The 16667-nt window shown below is 67.1% G+C and carries 17 protein-coding genes; 11 read left to right on the top strand and 6 right to left on the bottom strand.

Annotation, left to right across the window (positions count from 1 at the left end):
* Positions 1–4: 4 nt before the first annotated feature.
* The gene (locus A9977_RS09560) at positions 5–1120 is read right to left on the bottom strand and encodes an acyl-CoA dehydrogenase family protein (RefSeq protein ID WP_183024593.1); all 1116 of its coding nucleotides are present in this window, start codon (positions 1118–1120) and stop codon (positions 5–7) included.
* 12 nt (positions 1121–1132) lie between these two features.
* Positions 1133–2314 carry an acyl-CoA dehydrogenase family protein gene (locus tag A9977_RS09555; protein ID WP_183024592.1) on the bottom strand — a complete coding sequence of 394 codons (1182 nt, stop codon included), beginning with the start codon at positions 2312–2314 and terminating at the stop codon, positions 1133–1135.
* 154 nt (positions 2315–2468) lie between these two features.
* Between A9977_RS09555 and purN the strand changes: the two genes are divergently transcribed.
* On the top strand, positions 2469–3053 hold the full coding sequence (gene purN / locus A9977_RS09550) for a phosphoribosylglycinamide formyltransferase (protein WP_183024591.1): 585 nt from the start codon (positions 2469–2471) through the stop codon (positions 3051–3053).
* 38 nt (positions 3054–3091) lie between these two features.
* Positions 3092–3430 carry an I78 family peptidase inhibitor gene (locus tag A9977_RS09545; protein WP_183024590.1) on the top strand — a complete coding sequence of 113 codons (339 nt, stop codon included), beginning with the start codon at positions 3092–3094 and terminating at the stop codon, positions 3428–3430.
* A gap of 16 nt (positions 3431–3446) precedes the next feature.
* On the opposite strand, the gene A9977_RS09540 is transcribed toward A9977_RS09545, so the two are convergent.
* On the bottom strand, positions 3447–3683 hold the full coding sequence (locus A9977_RS09540) for a DUF1653 domain-containing protein (protein ID WP_183024589.1): 237 nt from the start codon (positions 3681–3683) through the stop codon (positions 3447–3449).
* Between the two features lie 67 nt (positions 3684–3750).
* On the opposite strand from A9977_RS09540, the gene A9977_RS09535 reads away from it, so the two are divergent.
* Positions 3751–5022: an RsmB/NOP family class I SAM-dependent RNA methyltransferase gene (locus A9977_RS09535; protein ID WP_183024588.1), complete on the top strand. Its 1272-nt coding sequence runs from the start codon at positions 3751–3753 to the stop codon at positions 5020–5022.
* A gap of 145 nt (positions 5023–5167) precedes the next feature.
* Entirely contained in the window at positions 5168–6382 is a 1215-nt protein-coding gene (locus A9977_RS09530) for a fatty acid desaturase (protein WP_183024587.1), read from the top strand.
* A 157-nt stretch (positions 6383–6539) separates the two neighbouring features.
* Here the strand turns inward: A9977_RS09530 and rpmG are convergent, their stop codons facing one another.
* From rpmG to trxB, 3 genes are all read right to left on the bottom strand, one after another.
* On the bottom strand, positions 6540–6713 hold the full coding sequence (gene rpmG, locus A9977_RS09525) for a 50S ribosomal protein L33 (RefSeq protein WP_007830291.1): 174 nt from the start codon (positions 6711–6713) through the stop codon (positions 6540–6542).
* Positions 6714–6724: 11 nt separating this feature from the next.
* A complete protein-coding gene (gene rpmB, locus A9977_RS09520) occupies positions 6725–6958 on the bottom strand; it encodes a 50S ribosomal protein L28 (protein ID WP_007830293.1) in 234 nt (77 codons plus the stop codon).
* 254 nt (positions 6959–7212) lie between these two features.
* Positions 7213–8163 (bottom strand): thioredoxin-disulfide reductase, encoded by a 951-nt coding sequence (trxB, locus tag A9977_RS09515; protein ID WP_183024586.1) that lies wholly within the window; start codon positions 8161–8163, stop codon positions 7213–7215.
* 162 nt (positions 8164–8325) lie between these two features.
* On the opposite strand from trxB, the gene A9977_RS09510 reads away from it, so the two are divergent.
* The 7 genes from A9977_RS09510 to A9977_RS09480 all read left to right on the top strand — a co-directional run bounded on the left by A9977_RS09510 (position 8326) and on the right by A9977_RS09480 (position 16666).
* The gene (locus A9977_RS09510) at positions 8326–9000 is read left to right on the top strand and encodes a Crp/Fnr family transcriptional regulator (RefSeq protein WP_183024585.1); all 675 of its coding nucleotides are present in this window, start codon (positions 8326–8328) and stop codon (positions 8998–9000) included.
* A gap of 128 nt (positions 9001–9128) precedes the next feature.
* Positions 9129–11507, top strand: coding sequence for a DNA translocase FtsK (locus A9977_RS09505; protein WP_183024584.1), 2379 nt, complete (start codon positions 9129–9131; stop codon positions 11505–11507).
* Positions 11508–11517: 10 nt separating this feature from the next.
* Entirely contained in the window at positions 11518–12162 is a 645-nt protein-coding gene (gene lolA / locus A9977_RS09500; RefSeq protein WP_259651880.1) for an outer membrane lipoprotein chaperone LolA, read from the top strand.
* 60 nt (positions 12163–12222) lie between these two features.
* On the top strand, positions 12223–13515 hold the full coding sequence (locus A9977_RS09495) for a replication-associated recombination protein A (protein ID WP_183024583.1): 1293 nt from the start codon (positions 12223–12225) through the stop codon (positions 13513–13515).
* A gap of 241 nt (positions 13516–13756) precedes the next feature.
* Positions 13757–14686, top strand: coding sequence for a branched-chain amino acid ABC transporter permease (locus A9977_RS09490; RefSeq protein WP_183024582.1), 930 nt, complete (start codon positions 13757–13759; stop codon positions 14684–14686).
* Between the two features lie 12 nt (positions 14687–14698).
* Positions 14699–15877, top strand: a complete 1179-nt coding sequence (locus A9977_RS09485) for a branched-chain amino acid ABC transporter permease (RefSeq protein WP_183024581.1) — start codon at positions 14699–14701, stop codon at positions 15875–15877.
* An 18-nt stretch (positions 15878–15895) separates the two neighbouring features.
* Entirely contained in the window at positions 15896–16666 is a 771-nt protein-coding gene (locus tag A9977_RS09480) for an ABC transporter ATP-binding protein (RefSeq protein WP_183024580.1), read from the top strand.
* The last annotated feature ends 1 nt before the right edge of the window (position 16667 follow it).

The raw sequence follows: 16667 nt of genomic DNA, 5'->3' as shown, positions 1-16667 counted from the left end.
GCCGTCAGGCGAAGACGCCGGCCGTGTCCTGCATGCGGGCCGACACCTCGCCCAGGTGGTGCAGCGTGTCGCCGAAGGTCAGCTCCAGCTGCGTGAGCTTGCGGAAGTAGTGGCTGCCGATGTATTCGTCGGTCACGCCGATGCCGCCGTGCAGCTGCACCGAGTTCGCGGCCACGTAGCGCATCGAGGTGCCCAGCTGGTACTTGGCGCGGGCCAGCGCCTGGCGGCGTTCGTCCGCCGGGGCGTTGAGCTTGAGCGTCGCGTAGTAGCTCATCGAGCGCGCGAGCTCGAGCTGCATCTTCATGTCGGCGACGCGATGGCGCAGCGCCTGGAAGCTGGAGATCACCACGCCGAACTGCTTGCGCTGGTTCAGGTACTCGACCGTGACGTCGACGGTCTTGTCCATCACGCCGACGGCTTCGGCGCAGGTGGCGGCGATGCCCACGTCCACCGCGTACTCCAGCGCGGCCAGGCCGTCGGCCGTGACCAGCGTGGCGTCGGCCTTGTCGAACACCACCTCGGCCGCGCGGCTGCCGTCCTGCGTGCCGTAGCCGCGGGCCTCGACGCCGCTGGCGCTGCGCTCGACCAGGAAGAGGGCGATCTTGCCGTCGAGCTTGGCGGGCACGATGAAGGCATCGGCCTCGTCGCCCACGGGCACCAGGCTCTTGGCGCCGGTCAGCGAATGGCCGCTGCCCGACGTCACGGCCGTGGCCTCGCAGACGTCGAGGCGGTAGCGCGCCTTACGTTCCTGGTAGGCCAGCACCACGATGGCCTGGCCGCCCGCGATGCGCGGCAGCCAGTTGTCCTTGAGGTTCCCGTCGGCATAGCCGCCGAGCACCGCGCCCGCGATCAACGTCTGCGCGAAGGGCTCGAGCACGATGCCGCGGCCCAGTTCTTCCATCACGACCATGCCGGCCACCGGGCCCATGCCCAGGCCGCCGTCGTCTTCGGAGATGTACAGGCCGCCCAGGCCGAGCTCGGCCAGTTCGTCCCAGGCCTCGCGCGAGAAGCCGCCCTTGGCCTCGATGCCGCGGCGGCGCTCGAAGTCATAGCCCTTGTCGACCCACTTGCGGACCGCGTCGCGCAGCTGTTCCTGGTCGTCGGTGAAATTGAAGTCCATGTGCGTGTCTCCTCAGCCCAGAACCGTCTGCGCGACGATGTTGCGTTGCACTTCATTGCTGCCACCGTAGATGGTGGTCTTGCGCATGTTGAAGAAGGTCGACGTCAGCGGCGCGAGCGCCGGGTTGCCGCCCGGGAAGTTGCCCTGCCAGCCGGCTTCCATCGCCTCGCGGATCAGCGGCAGCGAATAGGCGCCGCCGGCCAGCATCATCAGTTCGCTGTAGCGCTGCTGGATCTCGCTGCCGCGGATCTTGAGCAGGCCCGCGACGTCGAGCGAGTTCTTGCCCGAGGTGGCGGCCGACAGCACGCGCAGCACCATCATCTCGAGGGCGACGATGTCGACCTCGAGCTTGGCGATCTCGTCGCGGAAGCGCTGGTCTTCGTAAACGCCTTCGCTCTTGGCGATGCGCTTCAAGCGCTCGAGCTCGCGCTTGGCGCGGTTCACGTCGGCGATGTTGGTGCGCTCGTGCGAGAGCAGATGCTTGGCGTAGGTCCAGCCCTTGTTCTCTTCGCCGATCAGGTTCTCGGCCGGCACTTCGACGTTGTCGAAGAACACCTCGTTGACTTCATGGCCGCCGTCGAGCAGCTTGATCGGGCGCACGGTGACGCCGGGCGACTTCATGTCCAGCAGCAGGAAGCTGATGCCGGTCTGGGGCTTGCCTTCGTTGCTGGTGCGCACGAGGTTGAACATCCAGTCGCCGTACTGGCCCAGCGTGGTCCAGGTCTTCTGGCCGTTGACGATGTACTTGTCGCCCTGGCGCTCGGCCTTGGTCTTGACCGAGGCCAGGTCGGAGCCCGAGCCGGGTTCGCTGTAGCCCTGGCTCCACCAGACTTCGCCGCTGGCGATGCCGGGGAGAAAGCGCTTTTGCTGCTCGGCATTGCCGAAGGCCATGATCACCGGGGCCACCATGACGGGGCCGAAGGGGATGATGCGCGGCGCGCCGGCCAGTGCGGTCTCTTCCTCGAACAGGTGGCGCTGCACGGCGGTCCAGCCGGGGCCGCCGAATTCCTTGGGCCAGCCGTAGCCCAGCCAGCCCTTCTTGCCGAGGATCTTGGCCCAGCCCTGCAGATCGTCGCGCGTCAGCTCGAGCGCGTTGTGCACCTTGTGCGAAATCTCTGGGGGAAGGTTGTCCTTGACCCAGGCGCGAACTTCTTCGCGGAACTTCTGTTCTTCAGGTGTGAAGCTCAAATCCATGCTTGCCTCGATGGTTGATTCCGTCGCCGCGAGGAGGGCGGCGTGTCTCCGGGATCCGACTTTTTAGCACGGTCGTGCGTGATTCGGGTGTCCGCGCTGCGACAACCCGGCACGCCAGGACCGCAGTGCGGGCGCACGGATAATCCCGCGACCCATGAAAAACATCGTGATCCTGATTTCGGGCGGAGGCTCCAACATGGCCGCCATCGTGCGCGCGGCCACCCAGGAGCGCTGGGCCGAGCGCCTCGACGCGCGCGTCGCCGCCGTCCTGAGCAACAAGCCGGACGCGGGCGGATTGGCCTTCGCCCAGGCCGAGGGCATCGCCACGGCGGTGGTGCCGCACAAGGCCTTCGCGACGCGCGAGGCTTTCGACGCGGCGCTGGCCGAAGCCATCGATGCCCATGCGCCGGCGCTGGTGGTGCTGGCGGGCTTCATGCGCATCCTCACGCCCGGCTTCGTGACGCGTTACGAAGGGCGGCTGCTCAACATCCACCCGTCCTTGCTGCCGGCCTTTCCGGGCCTGGACACCCACCGGCGCGCCATCGAGGCGGGCTGCCGCGCGGCCGGCGCCACGGTGCACCAGGTCACGGCGGAACTCGACCATGGCCCGATCGTCGACCAGGCGGTGGTGCCGGTGCTGGCCGAGGACACGGCCGAGGCCCTGGCCGCGCGCGTGCTGACCCAGGAGCACCGGCTCTATCCGCGCGCGATCGCCCGCTGGCTGGCCCGGGGCCGATGACACAATCCGCTTTTTCCGGGAGTGCCTGAATGATGACGATGATCCAGAGAACGATCGCCCTGTCCTTCGCCGGCCTGCTGGCGGCCTGCGCGGCGCCCGCGCCGGCACCCGCGCCGGTGGTCGAGGCGCCGGCGGCCGCCCGGCCGGCGCCGATGCCCGCGCCCGCGCCGCAGCCCGAATGCAGCGCCGCGGGCGGCCGGTTCGCGGTGGGCCAGACCCTGTCGGCGCCGCTCGAGGCGGCCGCGCGGACGCGCGCCAACGCGACGGTCTCGCGCGTGCTCAAGCCGGGCCAGGCCGTGACGCTGGAGTTCAACAGCGCGCGGCTCAACCTCGAGGTCGACGCCCGCGGCCGCGTGACGGCCGTGCGCTGCGGCTGAGCGCGCCGCGGCGCCCTCAGTCGATCTTGCGGAAGCGGGGCTGCGCGCGCCCCTCGAAGACGATCTCTTCCCCGAACATGGCGGCGGGACGCACCCACAGGCCGCGCTGGCCGTAGAGCGCGCGGTAGAGCGTCATCGGCTCGAGGGTTTCGCTGTGCCGGACGGTGCCGACGACCTCGTACTCGCCACCCTTGTAGTGGCGGTAGCGCCCGGGCGGCGTTTCGATCAGGGGTGGCAGGTCGTGGTCGTTCATGGATGCATTTTCGTGCGTCTTCACGGTCTCGAAGAAGGCGAGGGCCCGCGGCTGAGACAATCGGGGCATGCACCCCAAAGCCCTGTTGGAAGCCTGCGCCGATCTGGTCGGCCTTGTCTTGAAGTTCGATCACCCGGCCGATCAGGTCGTTTCCCGATTTTTCCGCGATCACCGCGAATTCGGCCCGCGCGAGCGCGCCACCCTGGCGGAGACCGTTTTCACGGTCCTGCGCAAGAAGCTGCTGTTCGACCACCTGTCGCCTTCGGGCACCGGCTCGAAGGAGCGCCGCATGGCGATCCTGGGCTTTCACGGCCCGCGTGATTTCCTCAAGAGCGCGCTCAACGACACTGAGAAGCGCTGGCTCGACAACTGCGACGCGGTCCGCCCCGACGACCTGCTCGAGCGCCATCGCCACAACCTGCCCGAGTGGCTGGTGGCGCCGCTCAAGGCGCAGCTGGGCGACCAGTTCTGGCCCCTGGTCGAGAGCCTGCAGCAGCCGGCGCCGCTCGACCTGCGCGTGAATGCGCTGCACGACAAGCGTCCCGACGTCCAGAAGGAACTGGCGCTGGCCTCGATCAAGGCCGTGCCCACGCCCTTCTCGCCCTGGGGCCTGCGCATCGACGGCAAGCCCGCGCTGACCAAGCTCGACGCCTTCGCGCGCGGCGCGGTCGAGGTGCAGGACGAAGGCTCGCAGCTGCTGGCCTTGCTGCTCGACGCCAAGCGCGGCGAGATGGTGGTGGATTTCTGCGCCGGTGCCGGCGGCAAGACGCTGGCGATCGGTGCCACCATGCGAAACACCGGCCGGCTCTATGCCTTCGACACCTCGGCGCACCGGCTCGACGCGCTCAAGCCGCGGCTGGCGCGAAGCAAGCTGTCGAACGTCCACCCGGCCGCCATCGCGCACGAGCGCGACGAGCGCATCAAGCGCCTGGCCGGCAAGATCGACCGGGTGCTGGTCGATGCCCCCTGCTCGGGCCTGGGCACGCTGCGGCGCAACCCCGACCTCAAGTGGCGCCAGTCGCCGAAATCGGTCGAGGAGCTGACCGCCAAGCAGACCGCCATTCTTCAGAGCGCCGCGCGGCTCGTGAAATCGGGCGGCCGTCTCGTCTACGCCACATGCAGCGTGCTGCCCGAGGAGAACGAGGCCATCGCCGAGGCCTTCAGCGCCGCCAACCCCGATTTCGAGCCCCTGGAAGCGACCGAACTGCTGACCGGGCTCAAGGTGGCCGGGGCGGAGCAGCTGGGTTCGGGGGGCGAGGCCGCGACGCGTTACCTGCGCCTCTGGCCGCACCGGCATGCGACCGACGGCTTCTTCGCGGCCGTCTGGACCCGGAAGTAGGGGAACTGCGCCTGGGTTCGGCACTCCAAAGTAGGGGAAAACGCCTGTGGGATCAAGGATTTAGGCCTCTTCGGGGGTCCTGAGCCTTAAAATCGCGGGTTACCTGAGGGCTGCACCTTCGTGCGGCCATGGAGTACTGAATTCAATGTTGCTTCCTGACTCTGCCGTCCTGAGCGCGGCCATCGACTGGCTCGGACACGGCTTGTGGGACATCGCATGGTGGCAGATCGTGTTGTACACGCTCGTCACCACGCACATCACCATCGCCGGCGTGACGATCTTCCTGCACCGCACGCAGACGCACCGGGCCATGGATCTGGGGCCCATCCCCTCGCATTTCTTCCGCTTCTGGCTCTGGCTGGGCACGGGCATGGTGACCAAGGAATGGGTCGCCATCCACCGCAAGCACCACGCCAAGTGCGAGACCGAGGAAGATCCGCACAGCCCGCAGGTCAAGGGCATCGACGAAGTCATGTGGCGCGGCGCCGAGCTGTACCGCAAGGAATCGAAGAACAAGGAAACCATGGCGCGCTACGGCCATGGCACGCCCGACGACTGGATCGAGCGCAACCTCTATTCGCGCTTCAGCTGGCAGGGCGTGGGCCTGATGCTGGTGATCAACCTGGCGCTGTTCGGCGCGGCCGGTGCGGCCGTCTGGGCGGTGCAGATGCTCTGGATCCCGTTCTGGGCCGCCGGCGTGGTCAACGGCATCGGCCACTTCTGGGGCTACCGCAACTTCGAGGCGGTGGATGCCAGCCGCAACATCTCGCCGATCGGCCTGATCATCGGCGGTGAAGAGCTGCACAACAACCACCACACCTACCCGACCTCGGCCAAGTTCTCGGTCAAGAAGTACGAGTTCGACATCGGCTGGCTCTACATCCAGGCCTTCCAGGCCATCGGCTGGGCCAAGGTCAAGAAGGTGCCGCCGAAGATGCTGATCGGCGAAGTTCGCCCGGTGGCCGACGAGAAGACGCTCGAGGCCGTGATCGCCAACCGCTACGAAGTCATGGCCGGCTATGCCCGCGGCATGCGCAGCACCGTCAAGGACGAGCTCGCGCAGCTCAAGGCCAAGGGCGCCGACCTGTCGGTGCTCAAGGCCGCGAACCGCTGGCTGCACCGCGACGACGACAAGGTGCCGGCCGCCGCCAAGCCCAGCCTGGTGCAGGCCCGCGAAGCGCATCCGGTGCTCGACAAGATGGTGACGATGCGCGAAGAGCTGCGCCAGCTGTGGCTCAACACCTCGCAGTCGCGCGAGCAGCTGGCGGTCGACCTGGCCGCCTGGTGCCACCGCGCCGAAGCCAGCGGCATCGCCGCGTTGCACGAGTTCTCGGTCCGCCTGCGCGCCGCCCGCGGCTGAGCGTCCCTCGCCTCCCTTGAAAGCCGGCTTGCGAGCCGGCTTTTTCATGGGCGACGCTTTCGGTGCAGGGCCTGCGAGGCCGCCCATTCTTGGAATGCGATGGATGTAAAAAAACCCGCTGGATCACAGCGGGTTTTTTCGTGGGCCTCAGGCTGAATTACTTCAGCTTGATTTCCTTGTATTCGACATGCTTGCGTGCCTTGGGGTCGAACTTCATGATCGACATCTTTTCAGGCATCGTCTTCTTGTTCTTGCTCGTGGTGTAGAAGTGACCGGTACCCGCGGTGGATTCCAGCTTGATCTTCTCGCGTCCGCCTTTGCTCGTTGCCATGATTCAGCTCCTTAAGCTTGGCCGCGTGCGCGCAGGTCTGCGAGCACGGCATCGATGCCGTTCTTGTCGATCAGGCGCAGTGCAGCGCTCGAAACCCGCAGGCGAACCCAACGGTTTTCGGTTTCGACCCAGAAACGACGGTATTGCAGGTTCGGGAGGAACCGGCGCTTGGTTTTGTTGTTGGCGTGGGAAACATTGTTCCCGACCATCGGGCCCTTGCCCGTGACGTCACATACGCGTGCCATGTGGACACCTCTTTCATAAACAGCTGGCACCCACGGAGCCTTGCCTGAAGCAGGAAGGCTCGCACGCAACAGAGGGCGTTGCGGGATGTTTTGCAGCTTGACCTCGCCAGAAACGGGTGGCGGTACCCCGGCTGCCGCTCACACGTCGACGTTTTTCAACGTGCGCAGATTTCGGCAAAGCCTGAGATTATAGCGCAGCGCGCCTGCTGTGCGTTCCGGCGCGACGGCGGGGCCGCCTTCGCACCGGAAGCCGCTCACTCCTGCTCGAGGAAGCGCTGGGCGTCCAGCGCCGCCATGCAGCCCGTGCCGGCGCTGGTGATGGCCTGACGGTAGATGTTGTCCTGCACGTCGCCGGCAGCGAACACGCCGGGCACGCTGGTCATGGTGGCGAAGCCCTGCAGACCCGAGCGGGTGACGATGTAGCCGCCCTTCATCTCGAGCTGGCCTTCGAAGATGTCGGTGTTGGGGTGATGGCCGATCGCGATGAAGCAGCCCTTGAGCGTCAGGTCCTCGGTGGCGCCGGTCTCGGTGCTCTTGAGCCGGATGCCGGTGACGCCGGTGCCGTCGCCCAGCACTTCGTCCAGGGTGTTGTGGGTCTTGAGCACGATCTTGCCTTCGGCCACCTTCTCGTGCAGCTTGTCGACCAGGATCGGCTCGGCCTTGAACTTGTCGCGGCGGTGCACCAGCGTGACCTTGCTCGCGATGTTCGACAGGTACAGCGCCTCTTCCACGGCGGTGTTGCCGCCGCCGATCACGCAGACCTCCTCGTTCTTGTAGAAGAAGCCGTCGCAGGTCGCGCAGCCCGAGACGCCGCGGCCCATGAAGGCCTCCTCGGAGGGCAAGCCCACGTACTTGGCCGAGGCGCCGGTCGCGATGATCAGCGCGTCGCAGGTGTAGGTGCCGCTGTCGCCGGTCAGGGTGAAGGGGCGCTGGCTGAAGTCGACCTTGTTGATGTGGTCGAACACGATCTGGGTCTTGAAGCGCTCGGCATGCTCCAGGAAGCGCTGCATCAGTTCGGGGCCCTGCACGCCGTGCACGTCGGCCGGCCAGTTGTCGACTTCCGTCGTGGTCATGAGCTGTCCGCCCTGGGCCATGCCGGTGATCAGCAGCGGCTGCAGATTGGCCCGGGCGGCGTAGACGGCGGCCGTGTAGCCGGCGGGGCCGGAGCCCAGGATGAGGACCTTTGCGTGTGTTGGCGACGTCATATGTGGAAAACTTGGCGTTCTTCCTGTATCAGGGTGTACATTTTGAGGGGTGATAGCTTAGGAGTATCACTTGCAGGGCCGCCTCCGGTGGGGGGCGTTTTCAATGCGTGCGATTGTATTAATCGATAGATTTGAAATCGCGCGCCTCACGGGGACTGATGAATGTCGATGCTGTCCAATCTTGAATTGCTCAGGCGTGTGCCTCTGTTCGCGGCCCTGACGCCGACGCAATCGGCCAGCATTGCCGATGCCATCGTCAAGAAGCGTTTCAAGCGCGCCGAGATGGTCGTGGAACAGGGCAAGAAGTCGGATTCTCTCTTCATCATCCTGACCGGACGGGCCCGGGTGATGAGCACCGACAGCCGGGGCCGCGAGGTGATCCTGGCCACGCTGCAGCCGGGCGACTACATCGGCGAGATGAGCCTGATCGACGACGAGCCGCATTCGGCCACCGTGCGCACCGAGGTCCAGACCGACGTGCTGATGCTCGACCGCGATGCCTTCTCCCGCTGCCTGCCGGAGAACTCCTCGATGTCGTACAACATCATGCGCGGCCTGGTGCAGCGCCTGCGCCACGCCGACCGCAAGATCGAGTCGCTGGCGCTGATGGACGTCTACGGGCGTGTCGCGCGCTCGCTGATCGAGTTCGCGGTCGACGACGGCCAGGGCAACCTCAAGATCCGCGACAAGATCTCGCGCCAGGACCTGGCCAAGATGGTCGGCGCCTCGCGCGAGATGGTCAGCCGCGTCATGAAGGATCTCGAAGAGCGTGGTTTCGTTCAGACACAAGTCGACGGCTCGATGATCGTCAAGGAACGGCTGGCCTCGCTGGCGTGAGTCCGCCGAGGGCGGAGGCCCGCTGTGCCCGTGTGTAACCGCCACGCTCCCGCTCGGACCGTGGCGTTTTCCGTTGTAGGCTCCATGCGCCCGCGGATTCTTTTCGCCGACGGGGCGTTGCGCCATCCATGACCTATTCGCTGAACACACTCCAGTCCTCGACTTCCGGTGAGCCGCCGCCGGTTCGCCTGCGCGCCATGCGCTTCGCCCACGAGATCACGCTGATCGCGGGCTTCGTGGTGCTGCTGTTCTGGCTCATCGCCATGCTCAGCTTCACGCCCTCCGATGCGGCCTGGTCCACCTCCGGCACCGGCGGCGAGATCAAGAACTGGGGCGGGCGCATCGGCGCCTGGGTGGCCGACGGCAGCTACTTCCTGGCCGGCTATTCGGTCTGGTGGTGCCTGGCGGCGGGCCTGCGGGTCTGGCTGTCCTCGCTGGCTGGCTGGCTGCGCGGCGGCGAAGCGGGCGGCGGCACGCCACCCGCGCCGCTGGGTCGCTTCAACCGCAGCCGCCTGGCATTCTGGTTCGGCCTGGTGCTGCTGCTGTGCGCCAGCGCGATGCTCGAGTGGTCGCGCCTCTACCGGCTCGAGTTCCGGTTGCCCGGTCATGGCGGCGGCGTGCTGGGCTATTTCGTCGGCCCGATGAGCGTGAAGTGGATGGGCTTCACCGGTTCGGCGCTGATCGCGATCGCGGCCGGCGTGATCGGCTCGGCGCTGGTCTTCCGTTTTTCCTGGAGCCACATCGCCGAGCGCATCGGCGAGCGGGTCTATTCGCTGTTCGAGTCGCGGCGCGAGAAGCGCGAGATCGCCGAGGACATCAAGCTGGGCCGGCAGGCGGCGCGCGAGCGCGAGGAGGTCGGTTCGCTGGACGATCCCCGGGCCAACGAGCCGATGCTCGACGAGGCGGCCGAGCCGCGGCCGCGCCGCCGTCCCGCCTCGCCGCCGGTGCAGATCGAGCCCGCGCTGGCCGAGGTGCCCAAGAGCGAGCGCGTGGCCAAGGAGCGGCAGAAGCCGCTGTTCCGCGAACTGCCCGACAGCAAGCTGCCGCAGGTCGACCTGCTCGACGCGGCCCAGCTGCGTCAGGAAACCGTCTCCAGCGACACGCTCGAGATGACCTCGCGCATGATCGAGAAGAAGCTCAAGGACTTCGGCGTCGAGGTGCGCGTGGTGCTGGCCTCGCCTGGCCCGGTGATCACGCGCTACGAGATCGAGCCCGCCACCGGCGTCAAGGGTTCGCAGATCGTCGGCCTGGCCAAGGACCTGGCGCGCTCGCTGTCGCTGGTGTCGATCCGGGTGGTCGAGACCATCCCGGGCAAGAACTACATGGCGCTCGAGCTGCCCAACGCCAAGCGCCAGTCGATCAAGCTCAGCGAGATCCTGGGCTCGCAGGTCTACAACGAAGGCAAGTCCTTCCTGACCATGGGCCTGGGCAAGGACATCATCGGCAACCCGGTGGTGGCCGACCTGGCCAAGATGCCGCACGTGCTGGTGGCCGGCACCACCGGTTCGGGCAAGTCGGTGGGCATCAACGCGATGATCCTGAGCCTGCTCTACAAGGCCGAGGCGCGCGACGTGCGCCTGCTCATGATCGACCCGAAGATGCTCGAGATGTCGGTCTACGAAGGCATCCCGCACCTGCTGGCGCCGGTGGTGACCGACATGCGCCAGGCGGCCCATGGCCTGACCTGGTGCGTGGCCGAGATGGAGCGCCGCTACAAGCTCATGAGCAAGCTCGGCGTGCGCAACCTGGCCGGCTACAACGCGAAGATAGACGAAGCCAAGGCGCGCGAGGAGTTCATCTACAACCCCTTCAGCCTCACGCCCGACGATCCGGAGCCGCTCAAGCGCGAGCCGCACATCGTGGTGGTGATCGACGAACTGGCCGACCTGATGATGGTGGTCGGCAAGAAGATCGAAGAACTCATTGCCCGCCTGGCGCAGAAGGCGCGTGCCGCCGGTATCCACCTGATCCTGGCCACGCAGCGGCCCAGCGTGGACGTGATCACCGGCCTGATCAAGGCCAACATCCCGACCCGGATCGCGTTCCAGGTCTCGAGCAAGATCGACAGCCGCACCATCCTCGACCAGATGGGCGCCGAGGCCTTGCTGGGCATGGGTGACATGCTTTACATGCCGAGCGGTACGGGCTTGCCGATCCGGGTGCATGGTGCGTTCGTGAGCGACGAGGAAGTGCACCGCGTGGTGGCCTACCTCAAGAGCCAGGGCGAGCCCGACTACATCGAGGGCGTGCTCGAAGGGGGAACCGTCGACGGCGACGGCGATCTACTGGGTGAAGGTGGCGATGCCGAGAAGGACCCGATGTACGACCAGGCGGTCGAGGTCGTGCTCAAGCACCGCAAGGCCAGCATCTCGCTGGTGCAGCGCCACCTGAAGATCGGCTACAACCGCGCGGCGCGGCTGGTCGAGGACATGGAAAAAGCCGGGTTGGTCAGTGCCATGAGCGGCGCGGGCCAGCGCGAAATCCTGGTGCCCGCGCGCACCGAGTGAACGGAGCGGAATGTTGTTGTTTTGGAAGAAGTCAGTGATCGGCCTCGGCATGGCGGGCGCGGCGCTGGGCGCCTGGGCCGGCGGCATGGAAAGCCTCGAGGCCTTCGTGAAGAACGTCAAGTCCGGCCGGGCCGAATTCACCCAGACCGTGACCGCGCCGACTCGCCAGGGCGAGCCCGCGCGGGCCAAGGTGTCGACCGGCACCTTCGCCTTCCAGCGCCCGGGCCAGTTCAAGTTCGACTACCAGAAGCCCTTCGCGCAGACCATCGTGGCCGACGGGAAGAACCTGTGGCTCTACGACGTCGACCTGAACCAGGTCACGCAGCGCGCCCAGGCCCAGGCCCTGGGCTCGACCCCCGCCGCGCTGATCGCGGCCGCGCCCGACCTGCGGTCGCTGCAGGCCGACTTCACGCTCGAATCGGCGCCCGAGCGCGACGGCCTGCAGTGGGTCAAGGCCACGCCCAAGGCCAAGGACGGCCAGTTGCAGGGCATCCAGGTCGGCTTCCAGGGCGATGCGCTGGCGGCGCTCGAGATCCAGGACAGCTTCGGCCAGCGCTCGGTGCTCAAGTTCAGCAAGGTCGAGGTCAACCCGGCCCTGCCCGCGGGCAGCTTCGTCTTCAAGGCGCCGGCCGGCGCCGACGTCCTCAAGCCCTGAACGGGCACTGCGCCGCAGCCGCCGTGGCCGGGCGGCCGCGGCGAGAATGCTGACCCTGCCATGGCCATCTCCTCCCTGCCTCCTCTCGCCGAACGGCTGCGCCCCCGAACCCTGGCCGAGGTGATCGGCCAGCAGCACCTGCTGGGCCCGGGCATGCCGCTGCGCATCGCCTTCGAATCCGGCCAGCCGCACTCCTGCATCCTCTGGGGCCCGCCGGGCACCGGCAAGACCACCATCGCGCGGCTCATGGCCGATGCCTTCGACGCCCAGTTCCTGAGCATCAGCGCGGTGCTGGGCGGCGTGAAGGACATCCGCGAGGCGGTCGAGCGCGCCACCGTGGCGCGCGACGGCCTCGAGCAGCGCCGCACCATCGTCTTCGTCGACGAAGTGCACCGCTTCAACAAGAGCCAGCAGGACGCCTTCCTGCCGCACGTGGAGTCGGGGCTGTTCACCTTCATCGGCGCCACGACCGAGAACCCGTCCTTCGAGGTCAACTCGGCCCTGCTGTCGCGCGCGGCGGTCTACGTGCTGCAGTCGCTCGACGAAAAGGACCTGAAACAGATCGTTGCCAAGGCCCAGGCCATCGAGGCGGTGCCAGCGATCGAAGAGAACGCCATCGACCGCCTGGTGGCCTATGCCGACGGCGATGCGCGCCGGCTGCTCAACACGCTCGAGACGCTGGCGGTGGCCGCGGGCGCGGAGAAGCTCGCGCAGATCACCGACGAGTGGCTGCTGCGGGTGCTCGGCGAGCGCATGCGGCGCTACGACAAGGGCGGCGAGCAGTTCTACGACACCATCAGTGCGCTGCACAAGTCGGTGCGCGGCAGCGACCCCGACGCCGCGCTGTATTGGTTCGTGCGCATGCTCGACGGTGGTGCCGACCCGCGCTACATGGCGCGCCGGCTGGTGCGCATGGCCAGCGAGGACATCGGCCTGGCCGACCCGCGCGCGCTGCGGCTGGCGCTCGACGCGGCCGAGGTCTACGAGCGGCTGGGCACGCCCGAGGGCGAACTGGCGCTGGCCGAATGCGTGATCTACCTTGCGGTGGCGCCCAAGTCCAACGCGGTCTACAAGGCCTACAACGAGGTCAAGGCCTTCATCAAGAAGGACGGCACCCGGCCGGTGCCCATGCACCTGCGCAATGCGCCGACCAAGCTCATGAAAGAGCTCGACTACGGCAAGGGCTACCGCTACGCGCACGACGAGGAAGACGGCTTCGCCGCAGGCGAGACCTACCTGCCCGACGGCATGGCCTCGCCGGGCTTCTACCGGCCGGTGGAGCGCGGGCTGGAGATCCGCATCGCCGAGAAACTGCGCACCCTCCAGAAGCGCAACAGCGACGCCGACGACTGAGCGCCGGCCTCCGGCGGGGCGCAAAACACGCCGATGACCTTTGTGAACACCCCGAAGTCAATGGGTAAAGCACCGGTCAGAGGGGCAGCGATTCGGCCCAAACCCGTGACTACAATCCGGCCAAACCCGTCGGGAGCTACCTGCTGGCGGGTTTTTTGCTAGAGGAAGCCACGGGGCCCATCCGGGGTCGCGTGAAGCGAAAAGCACCGTTCAAAGGTGCCATCACATAGGGTTGCTTGTTATGGAAATATTGCTGCAGCAGATCATCAACGGTCTGGTCCTCGGCAGCATGTATGCCTTGATAGCCCTGGGCTACACCATGGTGTACGGCATCATCAATCTGATCAACTTTGCGCATGGCGAGGTCCTGATGGTCGGCGCGCTGACCAGCTGGACCATCATCGGCATGATGCGGGAGTCCATGCCCTGGCTCCCGGGCTGGCTCATGCTGCTGATCGCGCTGATCATCGCCTGCGTGGTCGCCGCCACGCTCAACTTCGTGATCGAGAAGGTGGCCTACCGGCCGCTGCGCAACAGCCCCAAGCTGGCGCCGCTGATCACCGCCATCGGCATGTCGATCCTGCTGCAGACGCTGGCGATGATCATCTGGCGCCCGACCAACAAGGCCTATCCGACCCTGCTGCCCAGCGAGTCGATCGTGGTGGCCGGCGCCTCCATCTCGCCCACGCAGATCATGATCCTGGTCGTGACCGCGGTGTCGCTGGCGATCCTGACCTGGGTGGTGAACTACACCAAGCTGGGCCGCGCGATGCGCGCCACCGCCGAGAACCCGCGGGTGGCCGCGCTGATGGGCATCCGGCCCGACATGGTGATCTCGGCCACCTTCATCATCGGCGCCGTGCTGGCGGCCATCGCCGGCGTGATGTACGCCTCCAACTACGGCATCGCGCAGCACGCCATGGGCTTCGGCCCGGGCCTCAAGGCCTTCACAGCCGCGGTCTTCGGCGGCATCGGCAACCTGGCCGGCGCGGTGGTCGGCGGCATCCTGCTGGGGCTGATCGAGGCCATCGGCGCGGGCTACCTGGGCACCGTCACCGGCGGCGTGCTGGGCAGCCAGCACAGCGACATCTTCGCTTTCGTCATCCTGATCCTGACGCTGACCGTGCGGCCCTCGGGCCTGCTGGGCGAGCGCGTGGCGGACCGAGCCTGAGGAACAGCCATCATGAAAAGCAAGAACCTCATCGTCTTCCTCTTCGCGGCGCTCGCGCTGCTGGCGCTGCCGCTGCTGCTGCAGACCCAGGGCAATGCCTGGGTGCGCATCGTCGACATCGCGCTGCTCTACGTGCTGCTGGCGCTGGGCCTGAACATCGTGGTCGGCTACGCCGGCCTGCTCGACCTGGGCTACGTGGCCTTCTTCGCCATCGGGGCCTACCTCTACGCGCTGATGGGCTCGCCCCACCTGACCGAGACCTTCCCGGCCTTCAAGGCGATGTTCCCCAACGGGCTGCACACCTCGCTGCTGATCGTGATCCCGCTGGCGCTGGGGCTGGCCGGGGTGTTCGGCGTGCTGCTGGGCGCGCCGACGCTGCGGCTGCGCGGCGACTACCTGGCCATCGTCACGCTGGGCTTCGGCGAGATCATCCGCGTGTTCCTCAACACGCTGGACCATCCCTACAACGTCACCAACGGCCCCAAGGGGCTGGACGCGATCGATCCGGTGCACTTCTGGAGCCTGAACCTGGGCAAGCCGCTCAAGCTGGGCGACTACACGATCTCCTCGGTCTCGCTCTATTACTACCTGTTCCTGGCGCTGGTGATCGTCACGGTGATCATCTCGCACCGGCTGCAGCTGTCGCGCGTGGGCCGGGCCTGGATGGCGATCCGCGAGGACGAGATCGCGGCCAAGGCCATGGGCATCAACACCCGCAACCTCAAGCTGCTGGCCTTCGGCATGGGCGCGAGCTTCGGCGGCATGTCGGGCGCGATGTTCGCGGCCTTCCAGAGCTTCGTCTCGCCCGAGTCCTTCAGTCTGATGGAGTCGGTGATGATCGTCGCGATGGTGGTGCTGGGCGGCATCGGCCACCTGCCGGGCGTGATCCTGGGCGCGGTGCTGCTGGCGGCGCTGCCCGAGGTGCTGCGCTACGTGGCGGGCCCGCTGCAGGCCATGACCGACGGCCGGCTCGACGCCTCGATCCTGCGCCAGCTCTTCATCGCGCTGGCCATGATCGTGATCATGCTGGTGCGCCCGCGCGGCCTCTGGCCCTCGCCCGACCACGGCAAGTCGCTCAAGCGCAAGGGCAGCGATGCCACGCCGGTCACGCCGATCGAGGCCCCGGGCGTCGACAGCCCGGCCGATGCGGTGCCCGGTTCGCCGTCGCGCCCGATGTCGATCAATCCCTGAGATGGCAGGAAACCCGAAATGACTGAAACCATCCTCGAGGTCCGCGGCATCTCCAAGCGCTTTGGCGGCCTGCAAGCGCTGTCCGATGTGGGCATCAAGATCCAGCGCGGCCAGGTCTACGGCCTGATCGGCCCCAACGGCGCCGGCAAGACCACCTTCTTCAACGTGATCACCGGGCTCTACACGCCCGACAGCGGCAGCTTCGAACTGGCGGGCAAGGCCTACCAGCCCTCGGCGGTGCACGAGGTGGCCAAGGCCGGGATCGCGCGCACCTTCCAGAACATCCGGCTGTTCGCCGACATGACCGCGCTCGAGAACGTGATGGTCGGGCGCCACGTGCGCACCCATTCGGGCGTGATCGGCGCGATCCTGCGCACCTCGAGCTTCAAGGCCGAGGAGGCCGCGATCGCGCACCGTGCGCAGGAACTGCTCGACTACGTGGGCATCGGCAAGTTCGCCGACTACAAGGCGCGCACGCTGAGCTACGGCGACCAGCGCCGGCTCGAGATCGCGCGCGCGCTGGCCACCGACCCGCAGCTCATCGCGCTCGACGAGCCGGCCGCGGGCATGAACGCCACCGAGAAGATCATGCTGCGCGAGCTGATCAGCCGCATCCGCAAGGACAACCGCACCATCCTCCTGATCGAGCACGACGTGAAGCTGGTGATGGGCCTGTGCGACCGGCTCACCGTGCTCGACTACGGCAAGCAGATCGCCGAAGGCACGCCGGCCGAGGTCCAGAAGAACGAAAAGGTGATCGAGGCCTACCTCGGCACAGGAGGACACTGAG

The sequence above is a fragment of the Variovorax sp. UMC13 genome, assembly GCF_014170375.1.
Classification (GTDB): Bacteria; Pseudomonadota; Gammaproteobacteria; order Burkholderiales; family Burkholderiaceae_C; genus Variovorax.
Note: the sequence above shows the minus strand (reverse complement) of the source record. Positions and strands in the feature narration are given on the sequence as shown.